This window comes from Mucilaginibacter sp. BGA-UO-ETr-C110, from assembly GCF_059567985.1.
Genome location: NZ_JCAQPB010000002.1, coordinates 484,219 through 506,910, shown reverse-complemented (window position 1 = coordinate 506,910; position 22,692 = coordinate 484,219). Strand labels below are relative to the sequence as shown.

The window sequence follows — 22,692 nt, the reverse complement described above, 5'->3', positions numbered from 1 at the left end:
TATTTATTTAATTAATTTGAAATTATAAATTATTTGATTACAATTGCAACGTTTTCCTTTGAATTTTTCTTGCACTAAAGAAACAATTTAAAACCCCACGTTATTTATTACAACAATATTTACCTGGATTTGGATGTTTACTTATACAAGTTTCAAGATCAATTTCTTTTAATAATTCTTCATGTTTAACCACTAAAACTCACATGGGGCTTTATTACCGTCAAGAAAACAAATTACAACATTAAAAATCCCATTGAACTATAATTCATATCATGTCTGATAAAATAGAATTGAACGACAAACTCGTTTCTGAGTTGCGCGAAATTGCAAAAAATTTAGGTATTGCCGAAGCTGACGAACTCAGAAAGCCACAGCTAATATCCCGCATCATTGAACAACAACAGCTTATTGAGGCTGCCCGCGCCCAACAAAACATTGTTGAGTCAAACTATACTCCTACTAACGCTCCGGCCGAAACAGTAGACAAAGCACGCAAAAGAACCCGTGTACTAAAACCCAAAACACAACCACGTGTTGAAGTACCTTTAGATGATACCAACCTGTTTGATATACAGGACGAAGAACAAGCTGAAGAAACCGAAAACGAAACACCGGCGGTAGCAGTTACTGACGAAGCTGAAGCTCCTTCGGTTCAACAAGGTGAAACGGTCACCAGAAATGATGAACCTGCAACCGAGAGCCGCCCGCAAAAATTTGACAGGCGCGCCAATGGCAATGGCAACCCAACCCAACAAAAAAACCAGGAGCCTGCTATTAACCTTGATTTTGATAATGTTATTGTAAATGAAGGTGTACTGGAGATCATGCCCGATGGTTATGGTTTTTTACGCTCATCAGATTACAACTATCTTACTTCGCCCGATGATATTTATGTATCGCAATCACAAATAAAATTATTCGGCCTTAAAACAGGTGATACCGTTCGTGGTAGCATCCGTCCGCCGAAAGAAGGCGAAAAATATTTCCCACTGGTACGTGTGGAAGCCATTAATGGCCGTATCCCGGCCGAAGTGCGTGACCGTGTACCTTTTGATCACCTTACACCACTTTTCCCGTCAGAAAAACTGAGCCTGTTTACAGATGCCGGCAACTATTCAACCCGCATCATGGACCTGTTTTCACCAATTGGTAAAGGTCAGCGTGGTTTAATTGTAGCCCAGCCAAAAACGGGTAAAACCATGTTGTTAAAAGATGTGGCCAATGCTATAGCTAAAAATCACCCCGAAGTTTACCTGATCATCTTACTGATTGATGAGCGCCCGGAAGAGGTGACCGATATGGCCCGCAGCGTACGCGCCGAAGTAGTTTCATCAACCTTTGATGAACCTGCAGAACGCCACGTAAAAATTGCCAACATCGTATTGGAAAAAGCAAAACGTATGGTTGAGTGCGGTCATGACGTAGTGATCCTGCTGGATTCTATCACCCGTTTGGCCCGTGCTTATAACACCGTTGCTCCTGCATCCGGTAAAATATTATCGGGTGGTGTTGATGCTAACGCCTTGCACAAACCCAAACGCTTTTTTGGTGCCGCCCGTAACATTGAGGATGGCGGTTCATTAACCATTATTGCTACAGCGCTTACCGAAACAGGATCTAAAATGGATGAGGTTATTTTTGAAGAGTTTAAAGGTACTGGTAACATGGAGTTACAACTGGATCGTAAACTTTCAAACAAACGCATATTCCCTGCTATTGATATTACCGCTTCAAGCACCCGTCGTGACGACTTACTGCTTGACCGCGACACCCTACAACGCATCTGGATACTACGTAACCACCTTGCCGATATGAATTCGCAGGAATCAATGGAGTTTTTACAGGCCCAGATAAAAGGCACAAAAACTAACGAAGAATTTTTGATTTCAATGAATTCGTAATATTTTAGTATTTATGAAGTTATAGGTAGATGAGATTTTAGAATCAAGAGGCAAGAATCAAGAGACAAGCCCATTTAGGGTATCCTGACTCTTGATTCTTGCCTCTTGATTCTTTTCAAATAAAATTATTATCTGTAACTTCATAAATACTTAATAAAATCCTGATAACTTCATGGCCTGATAATGAAGAAGCGCGTTAAGAAACATCTCCCCAATGCCATTACCTGTGCCAACCTGTTTAGCGGCTGTATAGGAATAGTATTTGCTTTTCAGGGCAACCTCATCATAGCTGCCTATGCTATCTTTCTTTCTTCTATATTCGACTTTTTTGACGGACTGGCTTCAAGGGTGCTTAATTCCTATTCATTTATAGGTAAAGATCTGGATTCACTTGCCGATATGGTAAGCTTTGGTTTTTTACCATCGGCCATATTATATGAGTTATATTTAAAAGCTCCGCAAATTGACCATATAAGTCGTTATTTGTGTTATGTCGCATTTTTAATAACGGTATTCTCGGCTTTACGCCTGGCCAAATTCAACAATGATACCCGCCAGTCTGATAGTTTTATTGGCCTGCCAACACCCGCCAATGCTATATTTATCGCTTCGCTTCCACTAATTATTCAGCAATACGAAGTTTTAGCCCGTTACATTCTAAATCCTTATATATTAACGGGTTTAATTACAGTGATGTGCATATTACTGGTGTCTGAAATACCGTTGATGTCGCTTAAATTCAAGAACCGCGACTTTAATAAAAACATTTTCCGCTATTTACTGCTGTTGTTTTCGGCAATACTGATTCTATTTTTTAAATTTGTGGCAGTTCCGGTGGTGATATTTATATACATCACTTTATCTTTAATTCAATTTAAATTCACAAATGACAAAGTTCCAGGCTGAAATAGACGTAATGCCCAAAAAAGAAATACTTGATCCTCAAGGAAAAGCAGTAACCGGAAGCATGAAAAACCTTGGTTTAGCCGAAATACAAAACGTACGTATCGGCAAACACATTACCCTCGAAATTGAAGCCGACAGCGCCGAAACCGCACACGCCAAAGTAGATGAGGCCTGCAAAAATCTATTAGCTAACCTGATCATGGAAAGCTATACCTTCAAAATACAACAAGTAGCTTAAAGACAGCTAAAGGCGTAAAGCCGAAAGCTTAAAGCGAAAAATGTAATTAATTTACTTACAGAGCTTATAAAAAACTAAGGCAATCAAATTGATTGCCTTAGTTTTTTATACTGTGTTGGGCGCTTTTGGCTTTCAGCCTTAAGCTTTTTGCTGATATTACAGCTCCGCTTGTTTCTCTGTTTTTATTTGCTGTAAGGTTATCAGGTTGGCATTTACCAATGATTTTACCTGGTTAAATTTCTCAGTGATCTTCTCAGAATCGGGTGCTCCTTCCTTACAAGCTATTTCAATCTCCTGTAAAGTTTCCTGGCTAATAGGCATACCAAAAAAACCCAGGTTTGGCTTTAGTTTGTGTGCGGCCTGCCCGGCTGCAGCCCAGTCTTTACCAGCCAGGGCATCGTCAATAGCACTCATCAATTCCGGGGTTTGCTGCAGAAACATATCAATCGACTCTACAATAAACTCGGTACTGCCATCGGCAATTTCGTACAAAAAAGAAAGATCGAGATCCTGGCCCGGTGAAATATCCGCCATACAAATTTATGTTTTACTAAAATTATACTTTTTTTACGATCAAGTTGTCTATCAATTCATTTTTAAGTTGTAAAATATTTTTATGCAACACCGGATGAACAAAAGCAGCAGCTATTTCTGCCAAAGGCTCTACGGTAAACCGTCGTTTATGGAGTTGGGGATGGGGAACCTGCAAATCGGGTTCATGGATAACCTCATCACCGTAAAACAAAATATCAATATCAATAGTGCGCGATCCCCATTTCTCTTTACGTTCGCGTCCCAGCAAAATTTCTATAGCTAGTATTTTCTCCAATAATGCCCTTGCCGGTAAGGAAGTATGCAGCTGTATTACCTGGTTCAGGTAATCGGGGGCATCGGTTTTGCCCCATGATTGTGTTTCAAATACCGATGATTGCTTTACAACAGGGGCAATCTCAACTTCAATATGGTCAACTGCCTGTTTCAGAAACAATTTCCTGTCGCCAAGGTTGCTACCTAAAAGTAAAAAAATGTTATTCATGTTGTAACAAATATTATAGAAACGGCTCTTAACATTATCGGTATTGAATTACTAAGTTTGCATAGATAAAAAGATTTATAACATTAATGAAACAATTCTTCAAATTCGTTCTGGCCACCATTGTTGGTGTAGTTTTAATCACCGTTGTTTTGGTTTTGGTAGTGATAGGGATAATTTCCGCCAGTGGCGATAAAACAATTGAAGTTGAGCCCAATTCTGTACTGCATATGGCTTTTACAAACCCCATAACCGAGCGTACACCCAACAACCCTTTGGCCGGCTTAAGCTTTTTAGGATTGGATAAAGATAAATCAACCGGCTTAAATGATATCCTGGCCAATATTAAAAAGGCCAAAACTGATGCTAACATTAAAGGAATTTTCCTGGATGAAAGCTACATGATATCCGGACAAGCTACTACCGAAGAGATCCGCAACGCCCTGATCGATTTTAAAAAATCGGGCAAATTCATCGTAGCATATTCAGAAATATACACACAAGGCTTTTACTACCTGGCATCAGTTGCCGATAAGGTTTATATGAACCCGAAAGGCATTTTTGAGCTCAAAGGCTTTAATTCGGAGGTTACCTTTTTAAAGGGAGCGCTTGATAAATTAGGTATCGAGGTACAGATCATTAAAGTGGGTACGTTCAAAAGCGCTGTTGAACCTTTATTTTTGACCAAAATGAGCGATGCCAACCGTTTACAGGTTACCTCCTACCTGGGCTCGTTATATGATCATTTTTTAACCGGTATCAGCAAAAGCCGGGGCATCAATAAAGATTCTTTATTTAATTACGCCAACAACGGCCGGGTACAATTACCTGAGGATGCGCTTAAATTGAAGCTGATCGACGGCTTAAAATACAAAGACGAAATACTGGATGACCTGAAAACACGCACCGGCACCCTAAGTAAAAACGACCTGAACAGTATTGAACTGGCCGACTATACCAAGAGCAGCGCCGATAACGATAATAAAGATGAAGTTACATCATCCAAAAACCGGATAGCTGTTGTTTATGCATCGGGCGAAATTTCTGGTGGCGAAGGAGATGACAACACTATTGGATCTGAAAGAATATCAAAAGCCCTGCGCAAAGTAAGGCTTGATAATAAAGTAAAAGCGGTGGTGCTTCGTGTAAACTCTCCCGGTGGCAGTTCGCTGGCTTCGGATGTGATCTGGCGTGAGGTTATGCTAACCAAAAAAGTAAAACCTATCATCGTTTCTATGGGCGATTTAGCAGCATCGGGCGGTTATTATATTTCATGCGCGGCCGATTCTATCATCGCGCAGCCCAATACCATTACCGGCTCGATAGGCATTTTCGCCATTTTGCCAAACATGCAAAAGCTTTTTAACGATAAGCTGGGCGTTACATTTGATGGTGTAAAAACCGGAAAATATGCCGACCTGGGTGATATTAGTCGCCCTTTGACCCCCGACGAAAAACTGATATTGCAAAACAACGTAAACCGCGGTTATGACGACTTTACCAAAGCCGTTGCCGAAGGCCGCCACAAAACCCAGGCATACATTAATAGCATAGGTCAGGGCCGTGTTTGGACAGGCGAACAGGCATTAAAGAATGGCTTGGTTGACCGCCTGGGCAATATCAATGATGCCATAACATCGGCTGCTAAAAAGGCCAAAATTAAAAACTACAGCCTGGTAACATATCCCGAGCAAAAAAGCTTCTTTAATCAGCTAAGCGGTGATGTAACCGCGGAGGCCCGCACCCGGATACTGCAATCAGAACTGGGTGATAATTACAAAATTTACGAACAAATTAAAGGCGTTACCCAAATGATGCGCACCCCGCAGGCCCGCATGCCTTATAGTATAGAAATAAAATAAGTTTTCCAGTTTATATTTTGATTAAAGCTGCTTGTATGGGCAGCTTTTTTTATTTAATCGGGGTATTAAACCTTCCTATTTATTATTAGTCAACTATAATATATTTCGATGTTTTATAACATACCGGATAATATACTTATGATTAAACAGTTATATCACCAATAATCTATCGCACATGAACATCCATTACCTTTCCTTAAAAAAGTATTTCTTTTATTGTTCTGTTCTATTATCACTTTCTTCAGTTGTATCCTGTAAAAAGGATTCTAAACCAAACTCTCCGACACCAGACAAAGTTGATGTTGCTTATGTTGGAGCCCAGGATAAAAACCTATATGCCCTTAATGCTCAAAACGGCGCGTTGGTTTGGAAATATCAATCAAGCGGCGATTTTTCTTATTCGGCACCCACGCTGGTAAACGGCATTTTGTATACTACCAATACCGATCATAATCTGTATGCGCTTGATGCGGCTTCGGGTAAATTAAAATGGAAATTCACAACACAGAGCACGGTGATCTCGAGTCCGGCTGTGGTTAATGGTGTAGCCTATTTTGGCAGTGATGATCATTTTGTGTATGCAGTAGATGCCATAACAGGTACTTTAAAATGGAAGTTTCAAACTGCTGGCAATGTTGATTCGAATCCGGCAGTTGCCAACGGCATAGTATATATTGGCAGTACCGATGGTAACCTTTATGCCATTGACGCTGCAACCGGGAATTTAAAATGGAAGTATGATACGTCCAGTGTCATTGTTAAATCGAGTCCGGTAATTTCAAATGGTGTTGTATTAATAGGTTCAAGAAATGGCTATTTAACCGCTGTAAATGAGACTACCGGTCAGTTAAAATGGAGTTTCAGCACCGATGGCATTTCTATGGAGCATGCCTTGCCGGTTATTAACAATGGTGTTATCTACTTTGCAAGTTGGTTTAAAATTGGTGATAGCAGCAAATCAGGAAGTTTATACGCTATTAAAGAAAGCGACGGAAGCCTTATATGGAAAAGCCTGGACAACCAGGGTTTTACCTCCAGCCCTATCTATGCCAACGGAAAATTATACATCAACAGTGATGACGGAAATATTTATGCTGTTGATGCTACTACCGGCAAAGAGGTTTGGAAAAAATTGATTAATGCCAACGGCGCCATACCTACTGTAGTTAACGGCAAAGTGTATGCCGGCGGCGGCGGTTCTAATTTCTTTTATGTATTAGATGCCAATAGCGGCAGCGAAAGCTGGAAATTCGCGCTAACCAATAGTCTCGATACATCCAGACCACTGGTAGTTATTGCCAAATAAACACACTGATAATACGATCTTTCCAGTTTATATTTTAATTCAAAAGCTGCTTGTATGGGCAGCTTTTTTATTTATCAGACTCCGGTAGGTATCCTCCTTAATATTGCGTATTTTTGTATATACAACAGCCCGGTTTTCCCGCTATAAAGGAAAACCGGGCTGTTTAGTTAAGGGAAAACACAGCCAAAAACAAGCCGTTTTTAACATAAATTATTGACTATCAATATTTTAATACTTTTTAAACCTTTCAAAACCCATCAAAAATTTGTTAAAAAGTGTTAAAATGGCGTTAAAACTTTGTTAAAACGAGCAAATGAAACGCTTTTTTGCCCTGTTTCGACTAAAAAAGTGTTAAAATTTAAGGTTTAAAAAGTTTTGGGGTTATAAGACCAACCTAATGAACCACTGAACTAATGAATCATTGAACTAAAAAAAGCAAATGGCTTTTTGTATTTTTACGACCTCAATATTATTATGGAAAATAAACCCATAGCCCGCACGCTTCGTTTACTATCACAACTCATGGAATTGCATGAGGGTAATCCATTCAAAATAAAATCGGTGGCCAATGCAGCTTTTAAAGTTGATAAGCTACCCTTCCCTATTGCCGGTAAAACACTGGAACAACTGGAAAAAGTAGACGGTATAGGCAAAAGCATTGCATCCAAGATCATCGAACTGTTTGAAACCGGCACTATCGCCGAAATGCAGGAATTACTGGATAATACACCAGCTGGGGTGGTTGAGATGATGGGTATTAAAGGTATCGGCCCTAAAAAAGTGGCTATTATCTGGAAAGATCTGGGTATTGAAAATACCGGCGAACTCTTTTATGCCTGTAACGAAAACCGCCTGATAGAGGCCAAAGGTTTCGGACTTAAAACACAGGAAGAAATACGCAAAGCGATCGAATTCCGGATGGCCAGTAACGGCAAATTTCTGTTCGCCCAGGTAGAACAGGAAGCCAATGAGCTTATGGATGAAATAAAAGCCATTTTCCCTGACGCGTTGAAACATTTTGCCGGTGAATTTCGCCGGTTAAGTGAGATCATCACCGAGATCGTGATCGTTGTTGGCAGCATAAACCAGGAAGTAGCTTATAATGCCCTGTTAGAGTCAAAAATTCTAACTAATGTTTCTTTGAATGAAAACCATATAGGAGGCGAACTCCAAAATGGATTACTGGTTGATATCATTTGTGTTGACAAAGCCGATTATTTCAACGAGTTATTCATCAATACGGGTACAGATGATCATGTTCAGGCTGTGTTAGAGCGCATTAACGTACCACTGGAACAACCTGAATCTGAAGAGATCATTTATACCAAAGCCGGTTTGGCCTGGATGCAACCCGAACTGCGCGAGGGTACTACCTTTATTGAAAAGGCCGAAAAAAATGAACTGCCTACGCTGATCATTACGCATGACCTCAAAGGCAGCCTGCACAATCACAGTACCTGGAGCGACGGGGTAAACACGGTTGAAGAGATGGCACTTTACTGCCGTGATAACTTAAAGCTGGAATACCTGGGTATGTGTGACCACAGTAAAAGCGCGTTTTACGCGAAGGGCCTGAGTATTGAACGGGTTTTACAGCAACAGGAAGAGATTGACCATTTAAATAAAAAGCTCGGTGACTTCCACATTTTTAAAGGTATCGAGTCGGATATTTTATATGATGGTTCGCTTGACTATCCGGATGAGATACTCCAAAAGTTTGATTTTATAGTAGCATCTGTGCATTCCATACTTAAAATGGATGAGGAAAAAGCCACTTCAAGATTGATCACAGCCATTGAAAATCCCTATACTACCATATTAGGCCATCCAACTGGCCGGCTATTATTAAGTCGGGGCGGGTATCCGATCAATTATAAAAAAGTGATCGATGCCTGCGCGGCCAACAATGTGGTGATCGAAATTAATGCCAACCCGCTAAGGCTCGATCTCGACTGGCGCTGGCACCAATATGCTTTGGAAAAAGGCGTTTGGTTATCTATCAACCCCGATGCTCACCGTGTAGAAGGTTTCCTGGACATGCGCTTTGGTATTTTAGCCGCACGCAAAGGTGGTTTATATAAAGAGATGTGTCTTAACGCCTTATCATTACCTGAGATCACCAAAGTATTTGAAAAAAAGTCAAAATTCAAAAGCTAAAATTCAAAAACTCATCATTGATCACTCACTAATTCAAAAACTCACCACTCACTAATTCAAAATTAAATGAAGATACTGGTGATCCGCTTTAGTTCGATGGGGGATATTATTTATACCACACCGGTTGTTCGCTGCCTCAAGAAGCAGATACCTGGAGCCGAGATCCATTTTTTAACCAAACCGGCTTTCCAGTACATTTACGATAGTAATCTTTATGTAGATAAATTACTATTGCTAAAACCCACATTATCAGCAACTATTGATGAAATAAAAGCTGAACGCTACGATTATATTATAGATCTTCATAATAATCTGCGTACCGCTATCATCAAACTACGCACAGGTATCCGGTCGTCGACATACAAAAAACAGCCTGTAAAAAAATGGCTAAGTTTAAAGTTTAAATTAAAGCTGATCCCCCCTACTCACCTGGTCGACCGCTACCTTAAAGCGGTTAAATTTTTAGGTGTGGTTAATGACGGGCAGCCTATTGATTATTATATCAAAGCTGATCATCAATTAGATAATTTGTTACCCCTATCGCACCAGACTGGATATGTGGCATTTGTAATTGGGGCCACGCATTTTACCAAACGCATGCCCAATGATAAGATCATCAGCATTTGTCGGCAACTAAATAGCCCTGTTGTATTATTAGGAGGTAACGATGTAAAAGCTAATGGCGACATTATAGCCGGCGCAATTGGGGCTAAAGTTTATAACGCTTGCGGTGTTACCTCACTTGATGAATCAGTTTTCCTGGTATCTAAGGCTAAAAGTATCATTGGTTTTGACACCGGTCTTACCCACATTGCCGAGGCTTTTAACAGGCCAATAGTATCTGTTTGGGGGGGCACAGTACCAGATCTTTTGGGTGTGCAACCTTATATGGTTAAAGATGTACTGGTTGCTGGCATCGAATTATCCTGTCGTCCATGCTCCAAATTCGGTCTGGAGAAATGCCCTTTGGGCCACTTCAAGTGTATGAATGATATGCCCGAAGATGAAATTATTCGATTCGCGAACAAATAGACAAACTACTGATAATCATAAACTTACATTAAAACACACATATCAATAGAATGTTTTCTTGGGTGATTGATTAATTTATTTACTTTTGCTGGTAAATTATTAATCTTATCACTTTGTATGAAAAAACTCCTACTCTCCCTGCTTTTAGCGGGTGCATCACTTGTAACCTTTGCCCAGTTACCAACAATCGGAATTAAAGGCGGTGTTAACTTTGCCACCTTGAATGCATCAATTGGCGGTCTTAGTGCTAATTCCAGCTCTTTAACCACTTTTAACGCGGGCGTTTTTGTTGATTTTAAATTTGGCAATGTTTCCGTACAACCAGCTCTTAATCTTAGCGGTAAGGGTGGAAAATTTAACGGAGCCTCTTTTACCGATAACAGCGACCCAAATGTTGATGTTGAAATTGAACAAGGTACAGGAAAAATCAACCTGCTTTATTTACAATTACCTGTAAATATCGTGTATCATGTGCCAGTGGTTGTTGGTGATATCTATTTTGGTGCAGGGCCCTACGCTGCAAGGGGAATTTCGGGCAAAGTAAAGATCACCGATCCTCAAAGCGGACAAACCGCAAGCGAAGATGTTAAATTTGGCGGCAATGACGATAACAGTCTTAAATCTATGGAGTATGGTGCCAACGCCATAGCTGGAATTAAACTAAAAGGCGGCTTACTTTTTAATGTAAACTATGACCTGGGTTTAACTAACATATCTCCAACCGCCGACAGCGGCAAATTAAAAACCTGTGTATTTGGTGTTTCTATAGGTTATGCGTTTTAAGCTAGCCTATTAAAATCAGATCAAAAAAGAGGGTTTATTCGGGCCCTCTTTTTTATTTATAATATCAAAAACTTATTAAAGCTTAGCTGTTATCTTTATAAATAAACCTATACTGGAACATGAAAAAACTAATTTTAATTCGCCATGCCAAGGCAACTCATGAAAGCGGTTATGTGGATTTTGACCGCCCTCTAAAACAATCCGGAATGCAGGATGCGTTACTGATGGCCGACGTTTTAAAAGATCGATCTATTGTTCCAGAAATAGTGGTGACTAGTCCGGCATTGCGCACATTAACTACAGCGCAGATATTTACCGAGCATCTGCAATTGCCGCCATCACATACCGATATAAAAATATACGAAGCAAGCGAACGTACCCTGGTAAATGTGATCAATAACCTGCCGAATGAGTATGGATATATTGGCCTGGTTGGTCATAACCCGGGTATAAGTCAACTATTACACTACCTGACAGGTCAATTGCGTGATGTACCTACCTGCGCCGTTGCATTGATCAGTTTTGATAATGATGATTGGCGTTCCATCAGTAATGAGGACGGGCATTTGTCCTTTTATGATTCACCGAAGGGGTAGATGTGGTACGTCATACGTTTTAAGTTCTACGTAATATCTAATCTCTCAACCAACTATTAATCAAATACCTAACGTAAAACGTATAACCTAACTCACTTTATAGGTTTTCCCGGGTAATGATTGGATATAACCCTGCATTTCCATATTGAGTAGATTCATCGCCAACATGCTCATGGGCATATTAGCTTTGATGGTAAGGTCATCAATAGCCAAAGGTGATTGGTGCTGTTGTAAAATGTCAAATATCAAACGTTCGTCTTTCGAAAGATCAATGGGTAAAACAAACTGATCAATTGGTTTAGCTTTATCTCCTTTTTCCCAACCTAAACTAAAAGCCAGGTCGGCTACACAGGTTAGTAAAGCAGCTTTATTATTACGTATCAGGAAGTTACACCCTTCAGAGTATTTATCATCCAGGCGACCGGGGAAGGCAAATACGTCGCGGTTATAGGAGTTTGCAATTTCGGCTGTTATTAACGCTCCTCCTTTTATGCCGGCCTCAACCACTACAGTAGCATCGGCAATACCAGCTACAATACGGTTACGCTGGGGGAAATTCTCCCTATCGGGTATAGTCCCTGATGGGTATTCGCTCAGCAAACCACCATTCTCCAGCATTTTATCGGCCGTAGCCCGGTTCTGGCTGGGGTAAAGCCTGTCGAGCCCATGACCTAATACGCCAACTGTGGGCATATTTTGTTTCAGGCATTCTTTATGAGCAGCAACATCAATACCTAAGGCTAAACCACTTACTATTAAAACATTGTACTGTTGTAATTCTTCTATAAGCTGTTTACACAATAACCGGCCATAGTCGGTGGCATTACGTGTACCAACAATGCTGACCACATGCTGCGGATTTAGATCCATACTCCCTTTTGCATACAATAATATGGGTGAGTCACCGCAGTTCTTTAACCGCTTCGGATACTTGCTGTCTGTGTAAAATATGGGTTCTATACCATGCTTTTCAATATATAGCAACTCCTTTTCGGCTTTTTTGAGGGCGTCATCAAAGTCCCATTGGGCTACTTTTTTATCGCCGATACCAGGTATCCTGGTCATTTTTGTTACGGAAGATCTGAATACTTCTTCTTCACTGCCTAAATAAGCGATCAATGATTTAGCCGATACCGGACCCAAATTTTTCACAAGTGATAAAGCTACTCTGTGTAGTAATGACATATTAATAAATGTGCAAATTTCAGATAGACAGATCATCATTTAAATCTGCCATTCTATTCACATCTAAAATATAAAAATTCCTAAAAATATTAGCATAAATAAAAAACTATAAAAATAGTTTGCAAACTATATAAATAGTTTATACCTTTATTAAACCAAACTATAAAAATAGTTTACTATGAACTTAAAAGAATTAACCAAAGCCGAAGAGCAAGTGATGCAGATACTTTGGCAACTTAAAGAGGCTATTGTGAAGGATATCATTGAGCAAATGCCCGATCCAAAACCTGCGTACAACACGGTATCAACTGTGGTAAGGGTATTGGAGGGTAAGGGCTTTATTGACCATAAAGCATATGGCAACTCGCATGTTTATTACCCGCTTGTTACTGATGACCAGTATAAAAAATTCACATTTGATAAGATGATGAAGAATTATTTCAGCAACTCCTATCAAAGCCTGGTATCGTTTATTGTTGACGAAAAAAAGCTGGGTGTAAAAGAGCTTGACGAATTAACCTCATTGATTGATCAACTTAAAAATCAAAAATCATGAATTGGCTGCATTACCTGCTCGAAGCGAATATCTACCTTGCTGTATTTTATGCCGGGTACTGCATATTCTTAAATAAAGAAACCTATTATACGCTAAACAGGGTTTATCTTTTATTAAGTTGTATCATATCTTTTCTGTTGCCATTAGTACAGGTAGGCATGCTAAAACCAGTGGATCAGGGAGTAGTTAGCACAGTATTTATTGTACCCACCGGGTTAAAACCAACCGCAAACCAGGCAACAAACTTCTCTATCAGTCTGCAGGATATCGTTATTTATGCCTATTGTCTTGGGGTTATGCTGTTAGTAACTATACTCATCTTCAAACTATATAAACTGGCACAAATGGTACAAACCGCTAGTAAAATAGCCGCCGACAGATATAAAATTGTACCGATTGAAGATTCCAATACCGCGTTCTCGTTTTTTAACTACCTGTTTATCGGGTCGAAATTGAAAGGTACAGACATCATTATCCGGCATGAAATGGTGCATATTCGTCAAAAACATACGCTCGATGTGTTGTTCCTGGAATTCATCAAGATCATCAATTGGTTCAATCCTTTTGTTTACCTGCTACAAAACAGTCTCAAAACCGTGCATGAGTACATCGCTGATGAGCAAACGGCAGCCTTTGAAAGAGACACGCTCACCTACTCTTCGTTTTTGGTAAACAATGCTTATGGACTTAATGGCTCATCGGTTACGCATTCATTTTTCAATTATAACCTATTAAAAAAGAGGATCATTATGTTAAACCAAAAACGTTCGGGGAATTTAGCCAGGCTAAAATACCTCGTAGCTGTGCCTATTTGTGTGGCGGCCCTTTGCGCCTCCACTCTTGGGTTCAGTAAAACCTATGCGCTGGTTGATCTGGTGCCACAACGTATTGCTATCGACTCATCAGCAAAAGTAAAGCAATCAAAACAACAGTATTTACCACCGCCTATTATGGTAAAAAACGGGTACGATGACCTTTTTACCCACCTGAACAAAACCGAAAAGTATCCTAAAGCCGACCTAAAAAACAAACAATCAGGTTTAGTGATCGTAGCTTTTAATGTGGGCACAGACCATAAAATATCCAACACTCAGATCGTAAAAAGTACAGGCAATGCTTTTAGCGAGGCGGTATTAGCATCATTCCGGTCATTCAATGGCTCAGTTAACGACAAAACCGGCGAGCACAAATTGGCTATCACCTTTTTTACCGATTATTATGGACAAGCACCTAAATATGAAGCTGATATACAAAAGTCAGGAGCCGAATTCAATACCTATGTAATAGGTTCACTGGGATATACTATACCTCCGCCACCAAGACCAAGTTCTGGTAGCACTCCTCCAGTCGTAAAAAAACCTACTTATATTGGTAAACAAAAAACGCCTCCACCGCCGCCACCTGTTCCGCCTGCTCCAACAGCAGAAACACCAAAAGTAAGCATTGTGAAATTTCCACTACCAAAAAAAGTTAAACCCGCACCAAAAACACAGGTAGTGAAATTTCCTCCTCCGGTAATCAAGGCTCCGGCTGAAAAAAGACCTCCGCCTCCGCCTCCTGAAAACCCATTTACTGTACTGTCAACGTATCTTGCAAAAACAATAAGATATCCAACAGTTGCCAGGAATAATCAAGTTACCGGGGATATCACTGTCAAATTCCATCTTAATGATAATCATCGGATAGATGACATCATCGTATCAAAAGGTATTGGTTCTGGTTGCGATGAAGAAGTTGTGAGAGCCCTTAAATCTTACACCGGAACTATTGAGAATGTAACACCCAACACATATAACATTGTTATTGCTTATCGTTTAGATGGCATATCCACTGAAGATCAAGATGCGGGAAAAGACTTTTCCAGTGTCGCGAGAGTAGTAGTGGTCGGATACAAAAGCAAAAATTAGTGCCACTAAATATCTATTTAAGCTTATGCTGAACGGCTAAAACCGCTTCGGCATTTTTCCATGTAAAGGCATTATCAGCCTACCCTTTCACGTAGATCACCTGCTTGGTTTCGAAAAACTCTTCGGTAAAATAGTCTTTAAGGTGATACTGCTGTACCTTCAGCCCCGACTCTTTGATTTCCTGCTCCAGATCACCCCCTTTTAGATATAGGATCCCATTAGCTAAAGTATTTTTTGAGTCTTTATTGAATTTGCCTCGTACCCAGGGATAGAAATCTTTGAGCTGGGTAACCGCTCTTGATACTACAAAGTCAAATTTTTCATCCAGTTGCTCGGCACGCAGGTGCGATGCTTTTACATTGGTTAAGCCTAAGGCTTTAGCTACTTCCTGCACCACTTTTATCTTTTTACCAATGGAATCAACCAAATGGAACCGGGTTTCGGGAAATAAAATAGCCAGTGGAATACCCGGAAATCCTCCACCTGTACCCACATCCAACACGCTTTCATCTGGTAAAAAGGACATTATTTTCGCAATTCCCAGCGAGTGCAATACATGACGTTCATACAAAAGGTCGATGTCTTTGCGTGATATCACATTGATCTGGCTGTTCCATAAGTTGTATAACTCCGGCAGCTGCTCAATTTGAGAACGTTGTTTCGCGGTCAGATCCGGAAAATATTTAAATACGATATCAGATGTCATCCCTGTTAAAACGATTAATGATATTACCCAGTAAGTACCTGGCTCTAAACAATTGCGCCTTAACCGTACCCAATGGCAAATCGAGCTGTTGGGCTATTTCTTCATATGACAATTCATCAAAATAACGCAGCGTGATCAGGTTTCTGTAACGGTGAGGCAAGCTTTCGATCAATAATTTGAGCTCTTGTGTTTGTTGCTTTTTGATAGATGTTTCTTCGGGATTTAAAACATCAGCCTTTATTTGTAAGGGTTTTTCATCCCCATCATCATCGGTCATCCCGTGGATAGATTGGGTATTCAGCTTCTTTTTACGGATAAAATCGATACAATTATTGGTAGCTACTCTAAACAACCAGGTACTAAAAGCATAATCAGGTTGGTATTTATCCAGCTTTTCAAAAGCTTTGGCAAAGGTTTCCACGGTAAGATCCATCGCATCCTCCTTGTTGTTAACCATTTTTAAAACCATAAAATAAATAGAATCCTTGTACCGGTGCATCAGATCGGCATAAGCCTTTTGATCACCTTCGCGGGCCCTAACCACCAGGTGAAAATCATTCTTCGCATTATCGGTAAAGTTGGCGTTTATTTCCATTGGGTTGTTTTTAAAAATGTCCCGATCAGCCCAAAAACATTTAAATACATATAATATATAATATCAAAAAATGGCAAATACCATATCAGATCTTTACCGTCGAGCTTTTTAAATATCTTACTGTATATAATTAGCTGTAATATCAGCCTGAAAGTAAACAAACCAAGTGCCAGCAAAGCCTCATATTTAAAAACAAGGGATATTATAAGCAAAACATAAAACAGAAAACCGCTCATGGCATCAAAGCTGAGCATTCGTCTGTGCTTATTTTTATACAATTTACCAACCCCCATGTGGCGTTTTTTTTGCCTGTACCACGATGCTAAGGTTGTTTTCGCACTGGTATAAGTAAAAGTTTCGGGGTGTATTTCAATAATGGTATTATCCGCGGTGGCGTGTTGATTTACAAACAGATCATCATCACCAGAGATGACGTGCATATGTGATGCAAAACCTTTTTGACTAAAAAACAAGGTCTTGGTATAACCTAAATTGCGACCAATACCCATATAAGGATCGCCGTTGAGTGCACCCGACAAATAGTTTATCGCTGTTTTAATTGTTTCGAACCGAACAAAGGGATTCAAAAAATTACGGGTTTTATAATAGGGCGAATAACCTAAAATGATTTGGGCTTTGGTGCTAAAATTAACGGCCATACGCGTTATCCAGTTTATCGAGGCAGGCTTGCAATCGGCATCTGTAAACAACATATACTCATTTTTCGCAGCCTTTATTCCGAGGGTAAGGGCAAATTTTTTCCCTGTTTTAAAGCGATCATGCTCCGTTATGGTAACCACTTTTAAATGTGGATACTCCCGTTGCATATCGTCCAAAACATCATTTGATGAATCGTAAGAGCAATCATTGATCACCACTACTTCAAAATCAGGGTAGTTTTGCTGCAATATCAAAGGCAGGTTTTCCTGCAAGTTTTTTGCCTCATTGCGTGCGCTGATAATTACCGAAACAGGTATCAATACCTCAGGTAATTGCTCCGCTGGTTTATATCGTGAAAGGCGGCTATGATTACTTATCAGGTAATACAGCTGAACGATAAAACACAGCTGAAAAAGAATAAAAAGTGCGTTGTGTATATAAGTTTCCAATCAGTTTTAATATCAGGCAAATTTGTTAAAAATCACCGGAATAAAAGTGGCCGGCATGGGTTTATTTCGTGATTATTACACACACTGACGTATTTTTTTCCACACTTCACAGATCAATCAGATATAAAGGAGAAAAAAGTTCGCCATCCTTGATAGTCTGGCTCAAAGAAGGTATCAGAAGATGCAATGATTTAAACTAAGTACGCATTGTTTTACGCTGTTGAATATTTCATTGTCAACCATTTAAGCAAACCGGCTTTATTTGTTAATTTTGCAACCTCAAAATGAAATTTAATTTAACAGCACAAGACCCGCTTTCGAAAGCCCGCGCAGGTGAAATTACCACCGATCACGGCACTATACAAACCCCTATATTTATGCCCGTTGGTACTGCCGGCACTGTAAAGGCAGTACATCAGCACGAGCTTAAAAATGATATAGAAGCGCAAATTATTTTAGGAAATACCTACCATTTATACCTCAGACCCGGTCTTCATACGCTTGAACAAGCCGGAGGATTGCATAAATTTAATGGCTGGGATGGACCTATTTTAACAGATAGCGGGGGTTACCAGGTGTATTCTCTGACCGAAGTTCGTAAAATCAAGGAGGAAGGGGTTACTTTCCGCTCACATATCGACGGCTCAAAACACTTGTTTACACCGGAAAATGTAATGGATATCCAGCGCATTATTGGTGCCGATATCATCATGGCCTTTGACGAATGTACCCCCTATCCATGCGATTATCATTACGCCAGGCGATCTATTGACATGACTCACCGCTGGCTGAAACGTTGTTGTGATCGTTTTGACAGTACCGAGCCCAAATATGGTTACAGCCAAACTCTTTTCCCTATAGTACAGGGATCTGTTTATAAAGATCTGCGTATAAAATCGGCAGAAGCTATTGCTTCTTATGAGTGTGAAGGCAATGCCATTGGCGGACTTTCAGTTGGTGAGCCCGCTGAAGAAATGTACGCCATGACAGAAATTGTTTGCAATATATTGCCGGAACAAAAACCACGTTACTTAATGGGTGTAGGCACACCTATTAATATATTGGAAAATATAGCCCTGGGAATTGATATGTTTGACTGTGTTATGCCAACCCGTAACGCCCGTAATGGTATGCTTTTTACTAAAAATGGCATCATCAATATCAAAAACGAGAAGTGGAAAAATGATTTTTCGGCTATTGAAAGTGATAGCGAGCTGTTTGCGGATAAGAATTATACAAAAGCATATTTACGCCATTTAATACATTCGGGTGAGATGCTTGGAGCGCAAATTGCTACCTTGCATAACCTCCACTTTTATCTGTGGCTGGTTAAGGAGGCCCGTAAAAAGATCATATCCGGCGAGTTTTATAACTGGAAAAACATCATGGTTAAACAGCTTGGTCAACGATTATAACAGAAGGACAACGTAAAGATGAGGGGCAATAAACATAATTTTATGGTATCAATTTGGCTAATCATAAACAACTAAACTAAAGGATGAAGGCTTTTATACACCGGTATCTGAAGGTTATTGACAGGTTTATTATGGGCAAATACCTGGGCACTTTTGTGTTTACTATGGGTATTTTTGCCGCGGTATCGGTAGTGTTTGATGTATCTGAGAAGCTAGATAATTTCACCAGTAAACACGCCTCACTCCATGATATCGTGTTTCAGTACTATGCCGGGTTTATCCCCTTTTACCTGAATATGCTGTCGCCCTTGATTAACTTTTTGGCGGTGATATTCTTTACGGCCAAGATGGCTAACCAAACAGAAATTGTACCCATTTTGAGCGGCAAGGCCAGTTTTAACCGCTTTTTAAGACCTTATTTTATAGCTTCAAGTATCATATTTGTGGTATCGTTTTTTGCCAACGTATACCTGATTCCTTTCACCAATCACCTAAAAAACGACTTTGAGAACGCCAACGGTATAACCGATAATGACCCAACCAAGATTGAGGTACATATGCAGATAGACAAACACACCTTTGTATACCTGCAAAACTATGACCCAACCGTACATACTGGTTACCAGTTTATTATGGAGAAATTCAATGGTGATACCCTTCGCGAAAAATTGATTGCCAACCAGGTTACCTACGATTCGGTTAAAAGAGTTTGGTCATTAAAAAACTACACTGTTAAGTATATAAACGGCCTAAAAGAGCAGTATATCAACAGCACAACGCCAAAAGATACCACGCTTGACATGCACCCGAGCGACTTTATCGTGTATGATAATGTATACGCGGCTATGTCATTAAGCGATCTGAACAAGAATATAGATAAGGAAAAACTGCGCCGGCCAGAGGTGTTAAACAACCTTTATTACGAAAAATATCATCGTTTTATATACCCGCTATCGGCCTATGTTTTAACCATTGTGGGCGTAGCTTTGTCGTCACGCAAGGTACGGGGAGGTGTTGGTTTACCCCTTGGGATCGGTATTTTACTCTGCTTCGCTTACATTATTGTAGAGCGATTTTCTATCGTATTCTCCATAAAAGGCGGTGTGCCTCCTATTTTTACCGTCATGATTCCTAATACCACATTTGGTCTGCTCGGCTATTATTTACTTCTAAAAGCACCAAAATAGTGGTTACAAACAGTAGCAAAGGAAGCCTTAACAAGAACTTAATTATACTCCATTTCACTGTTTTTATCTGGGGATTTACCGGTATTTTGGGCAATCTTATTACTATTTCGGCAGTACCATTAGTGTGGTACAGGGTGATGATCGCCGTGATATCACTGTTTTTATACTTCAATTTTAACAAAACAGCTATCAAAGTTGACCAAAAAACCTTTCTAAAAATGGCCTTTACGGGCGCTTTAGTAGGTGGTCACTGGGTACTTTTCTTTGCTTCTATCAAGCTATCCACCGTTCCTGTAACGCTGGTTTGCCTCTCCAGCATTACTTTATTTACGGCCATATTTGAACCTTTACTGAATAAAACAAAGATCTCAAAACTGGAAATCCTGGCCGGGTTGCTGATCATAACCGGTATCGTTTTGATATTTAAATTTGAATCACATTACACTAAGGGCATCATTACCGGGCTTGCAAGTGCCGTTTGTGCCAGCCTTTTTTCGATCATCAATTCAAGATTTGTCAAGAAAAATGAGGCGCCTATCATTGCTTTTTATGAATTAACCGGAGCGTTTTTCTGGATCTCCCTATACCTTTTACTGACCCAGGGATTTAACAGATCGCTCATTTTAAAACCCAGCGACATTGGATACTTAGTGCTCCTTGGCACCATCTGCACGTCGCTTGCCTATGTTGCGGGAGTATCTGTAATGCGTGAACTTTCGGCTTTCAAAGTCGCCCTCATCACTAACCTCGAACCCGTTTATGGTATCCTGATGTCGTTTATTTTTTTTGGTGATATGAACAAAATGACGATGGGTTTCTGGGCAGGAGCAGTCATTATTTTGTCTACGATATTCCTATATCCGGTAGCCCGAAAACAAATCAGCAAGAGAAGATTAAGATAATAATTCTTCTTTTTTCGCTTCTCTGCAGTTTTATTTCTTTATAAATATCCGGCTATTCATGCCTTGCTATTGCCTTCGTAAAAGCCACAAAATCCAGCCCCATTTCCTTCTGTTTTTAATGCTGACACACCCTGGTAGGGGATAGAAAGCCCCCGGTTTTGAAAGCCATTTTTAAGCCCTGTAGGGCATTATTATTTTTCGACGGGTTTGGCACCGTTTAAACATCTCCGCGCGCAACAGCGCCAAAATCTATTTTTTAGTTAGTGTACCAAATAAAAAAATAGGCAATTACATAAAAATATCTCTTAAGCTACTTTTTAAACAAAATTCCTATTCGAAAATTTTTAAAACAGTCATTTTATAAAATATATAAAATTTTAATAATCAAATATTTAATTCGGTTACTAAAAGTAAAAGTTAAACAAAATAGATTTAACTAAAACAACAAAAAACTAAAAAAATTAGCAATAAAAATTCATATACTTAAATAATGTGTTTATACACTTAATATTCAGATATATAAAACTAATTATATAACTAAATACTACAGGTTATGGAATTGATTTAAAAGTTCACAGATAGTGTTATGAACTTAAAAATAAGGAATGAAATAAAATTGACACAACACCCCCGGTTGTATACAAAAAATTAAATCCGGTGGAATTTTTTGGATTCTCAGCGGAGGAACAGGAGCCTATTTTCGGGCCAGAGATCGTGGTGATGCAAGAGGCGCGAACAGCCAAAACACAACAGAACCAGGATCGTCAGATCAGGATTTGATTCCGTGATCCCGGACCTCTCAAAATCGCGGTTTCATTTCGGTCGGTTTTCTTCCGGGCTTAAAATTCAAAACCATCAAAAATCATTTCCATTTTTTTCACGATGATCGAAAACCAATTTTCAGGTGCTCCATTTTTAACCACCTGCTCCCTCCATGTTTTTCAGTTTTTAAAAAGCGCTAAACGAAAATGATTTTTAATAAAGATTTAAAAACCGGATATTGTATAAACTGTTAAACCAAATCGTCATGAGCATTAAAACAATCACTATAATAGTTATCACCATTTTGCTCACAGCAGCATTGGTGCAAAACACAGACAAGGTTCCGTTCGCTTTTTTATTCTCCAATTTTTATATTTCAAAATTGACGATGATGGCAGTGGTAGCCGTGGTGGCTTTTATTTTGGGCTGGCTTGTTGGCCGACCCAAGAAAGCAAAGTTTGACATTGAAGGCTATCATGACAACATCCACAAGAAAGAAGACCCCAATACACTAAGCGACGAAGACAGAGAGTATATCAGCTAACATCTAATAA

Annotated in this window: 21 protein-coding genes; 15 read left to right on the top strand and 6 right to left on the bottom strand. The window is 39.7% G+C overall.

Annotated elements, in window-relative coordinates; genetic code table 11:
- Positions 1–272: 272 nt before the first annotated feature.
- The 3 genes from rho (at position 273) to purS (ending at position 3,045) form a co-directional block, all read left to right on the top strand.
- Positions 273–1,901, top strand: coding sequence for a transcription termination factor Rho (gene rho / locus AC57BQ_RS03615; protein ID WP_496404965.1), 1,629 nt, complete (start codon positions 273–275; stop codon positions 1,899–1,901).
- 183 nt (positions 1,902–2,084) lie between these two features.
- The gene (pssA, locus tag AC57BQ_RS03610) at positions 2,085–2,807 is read left to right on the top strand and encodes a CDP-diacylglycerol--serine O-phosphatidyltransferase (protein ID WP_496404964.1); all 723 of its coding nucleotides are present in this window, start codon (positions 2,085–2,087) and stop codon (positions 2,805–2,807) included.
- Positions 2,788–3,045: a phosphoribosylformylglycinamidine synthase subunit PurS gene (purS, locus tag AC57BQ_RS03605; protein WP_496404963.1), complete on the top strand. Its 258-nt coding sequence runs from the start codon at positions 2,788–2,790 to the stop codon at positions 3,043–3,045. Before pssA ends, purS begins: the two co-directional genes overlap by 20 nt.
- 156 nt (positions 3,046–3,201) lie before the next feature.
- Here the strand turns inward: purS and AC57BQ_RS03600 are convergent, their stop codons facing one another.
- Positions 3,202–3,579 carry an Hpt domain-containing protein gene (locus tag AC57BQ_RS03600; protein ID WP_496404962.1) on the bottom strand — a complete coding sequence of 126 codons (378 nt, stop codon included), beginning with the start codon at positions 3,577–3,579 and terminating at the stop codon, positions 3,202–3,204.
- 22 nt (positions 3,580–3,601) lie between these two features.
- A complete protein-coding gene (gene folK / locus AC57BQ_RS03595) occupies positions 3,602–4,081 on the bottom strand; it encodes a 2-amino-4-hydroxy-6-hydroxymethyldihydropteridine diphosphokinase (protein WP_496404961.1) in 480 nt (159 codons plus the stop codon).
- 86 nt (positions 4,082–4,167) lie between these two features.
- On the opposite strand from folK, the gene sppA reads away from it, so the two are divergent.
- The 6 genes from sppA to AC57BQ_RS03565 all read left to right on the top strand — a co-directional run bounded on the left by sppA (position 4,168) and on the right by AC57BQ_RS03565 (position 11,814).
- Complete coding sequence (sppA, locus tag AC57BQ_RS03590) at positions 4,168–5,940, top strand: signal peptide peptidase SppA (RefSeq protein ID WP_496404960.1); 1,773 nt, start codon at positions 4,168–4,170, stop codon at positions 5,938–5,940.
- Between the two features lie 175 nt (positions 5,941–6,115).
- Positions 6,116–7,246 carry an outer membrane protein assembly factor BamB family protein gene (locus AC57BQ_RS03585; RefSeq protein WP_496404959.1) on the top strand — a complete coding sequence of 377 codons (1,131 nt, stop codon included), beginning with the start codon at positions 6,116–6,118 and terminating at the stop codon, positions 7,244–7,246.
- 474 nt (positions 7,247–7,720) lie between these two features.
- Complete coding sequence (locus tag AC57BQ_RS03580; RefSeq protein ID WP_496404958.1) at positions 7,721–9,403, top strand: helix-hairpin-helix domain-containing protein; 1,683 nt, start codon at positions 7,721–7,723, stop codon at positions 9,401–9,403.
- 66 nt (positions 9,404–9,469) lie between these two features.
- On the top strand, positions 9,470–10,435 hold the full coding sequence (locus AC57BQ_RS03575; protein ID WP_496404957.1) for a glycosyltransferase family 9 protein: 966 nt from the start codon (positions 9,470–9,472) through the stop codon (positions 10,433–10,435).
- Between the two features lie 117 nt (positions 10,436–10,552).
- Positions 10,553–11,218 carry a porin family protein gene (locus AC57BQ_RS03570; RefSeq protein ID WP_496404956.1) on the top strand — a complete coding sequence of 222 codons (666 nt, stop codon included), beginning with the start codon at positions 10,553–10,555 and terminating at the stop codon, positions 11,216–11,218.
- Positions 11,219–11,337: 119 nt separating this feature from the next.
- The gene (locus AC57BQ_RS03565) at positions 11,338–11,814 is read left to right on the top strand and encodes a SixA phosphatase family protein (RefSeq protein WP_090464883.1); all 477 of its coding nucleotides are present in this window, start codon (positions 11,338–11,340) and stop codon (positions 11,812–11,814) included.
- Positions 11,815–11,901: 87 nt separating this feature from the next.
- Here AC57BQ_RS03565 and dprA read toward each other — a convergent pair whose 3' ends face one another.
- Positions 11,902–12,999 carry a DNA-processing protein DprA gene (gene dprA / locus AC57BQ_RS03560; protein WP_496404955.1) on the bottom strand — a complete coding sequence of 366 codons (1,098 nt, stop codon included), beginning with the start codon at positions 12,997–12,999 and terminating at the stop codon, positions 11,902–11,904.
- A gap of 178 nt (positions 13,000–13,177) precedes the next feature.
- On the opposite strand from dprA, the gene AC57BQ_RS03555 reads away from it, so the two are divergent.
- A complete protein-coding gene (locus AC57BQ_RS03555; RefSeq protein ID WP_419699117.1) occupies positions 13,178–13,555 on the top strand; it encodes a BlaI/MecI/CopY family transcriptional regulator in 378 nt (125 codons plus the stop codon).
- Positions 13,552–15,462 carry an energy transducer TonB gene (locus AC57BQ_RS03550; protein WP_496404954.1) on the top strand — a complete coding sequence of 637 codons (1,911 nt, stop codon included), beginning with the start codon at positions 13,552–13,554 and terminating at the stop codon, positions 15,460–15,462. The genes AC57BQ_RS03555 and AC57BQ_RS03550 overlap by 4 nt, the downstream gene beginning before the upstream one ends.
- A gap of 79 nt (positions 15,463–15,541) precedes the next feature.
- Here AC57BQ_RS03550 and rsmG read toward each other — a convergent pair whose 3' ends face one another.
- From rsmG to AC57BQ_RS03535, 3 genes are read right to left on the bottom strand one after another with little or no spacing between them, the layout of a single operon-like run.
- Entirely contained in the window at positions 15,542–16,168 is a 627-nt protein-coding gene (gene rsmG, locus AC57BQ_RS03545) for a 16S rRNA (guanine(527)-N(7))-methyltransferase RsmG (RefSeq protein ID WP_496404953.1), read from the bottom strand.
- Positions 16,158–16,763: an RNA polymerase sigma factor gene (locus AC57BQ_RS03540; protein WP_076375015.1), complete on the bottom strand. Its 606-nt coding sequence runs from the start codon at positions 16,761–16,763 to the stop codon at positions 16,158–16,160. Before AC57BQ_RS03540 ends, rsmG begins: the two co-directional genes overlap by 11 nt.
- The gene (locus AC57BQ_RS03535) at positions 16,754–17,872 is read right to left on the bottom strand and encodes a glycosyltransferase (RefSeq protein WP_496404952.1); all 1,119 of its coding nucleotides are present in this window, start codon (positions 17,870–17,872) and stop codon (positions 16,754–16,756) included. The genes AC57BQ_RS03540 and AC57BQ_RS03535 overlap by 10 nt, the downstream gene beginning before the upstream one ends.
- Positions 17,873–18,156: 284 nt before the next feature.
- Between AC57BQ_RS03535 and tgt the strand changes: the two genes are divergently transcribed.
- The 4 genes from tgt to AC57BQ_RS03515 all read left to right on the top strand — a co-directional run bounded on the left by tgt (position 18,157) and on the right by AC57BQ_RS03515 (position 22,682).
- Complete coding sequence (tgt, locus tag AC57BQ_RS03530; RefSeq protein ID WP_496404951.1) at positions 18,157–19,287, top strand: tRNA guanosine(34) transglycosylase Tgt; 1,131 nt, start codon at positions 18,157–18,159, stop codon at positions 19,285–19,287.
- Between the two features lie 83 nt (positions 19,288–19,370).
- Positions 19,371–20,474 carry an LptF/LptG family permease gene (locus AC57BQ_RS03525; protein ID WP_496404950.1) on the top strand — a complete coding sequence of 368 codons (1,104 nt, stop codon included), beginning with the start codon at positions 19,371–19,373 and terminating at the stop codon, positions 20,472–20,474.
- Positions 20,471–21,376 (top strand): DMT family transporter, encoded by a 906-nt coding sequence (locus AC57BQ_RS03520; protein WP_496409454.1) that lies wholly within the window; start codon positions 20,471–20,473, stop codon positions 21,374–21,376. The genes AC57BQ_RS03525 and AC57BQ_RS03520 overlap by 4 nt, the downstream gene beginning before the upstream one ends.
- Before the next feature lie 1,027 nt (positions 21,377–22,403).
- Positions 22,404–22,682, top strand: coding sequence for a LapA family protein (locus tag AC57BQ_RS03515; RefSeq protein ID WP_090464855.1), 279 nt, complete (start codon positions 22,404–22,406; stop codon positions 22,680–22,682).
- The last annotated feature ends 10 nt before the right edge of the window (positions 22,683–22,692 follow it).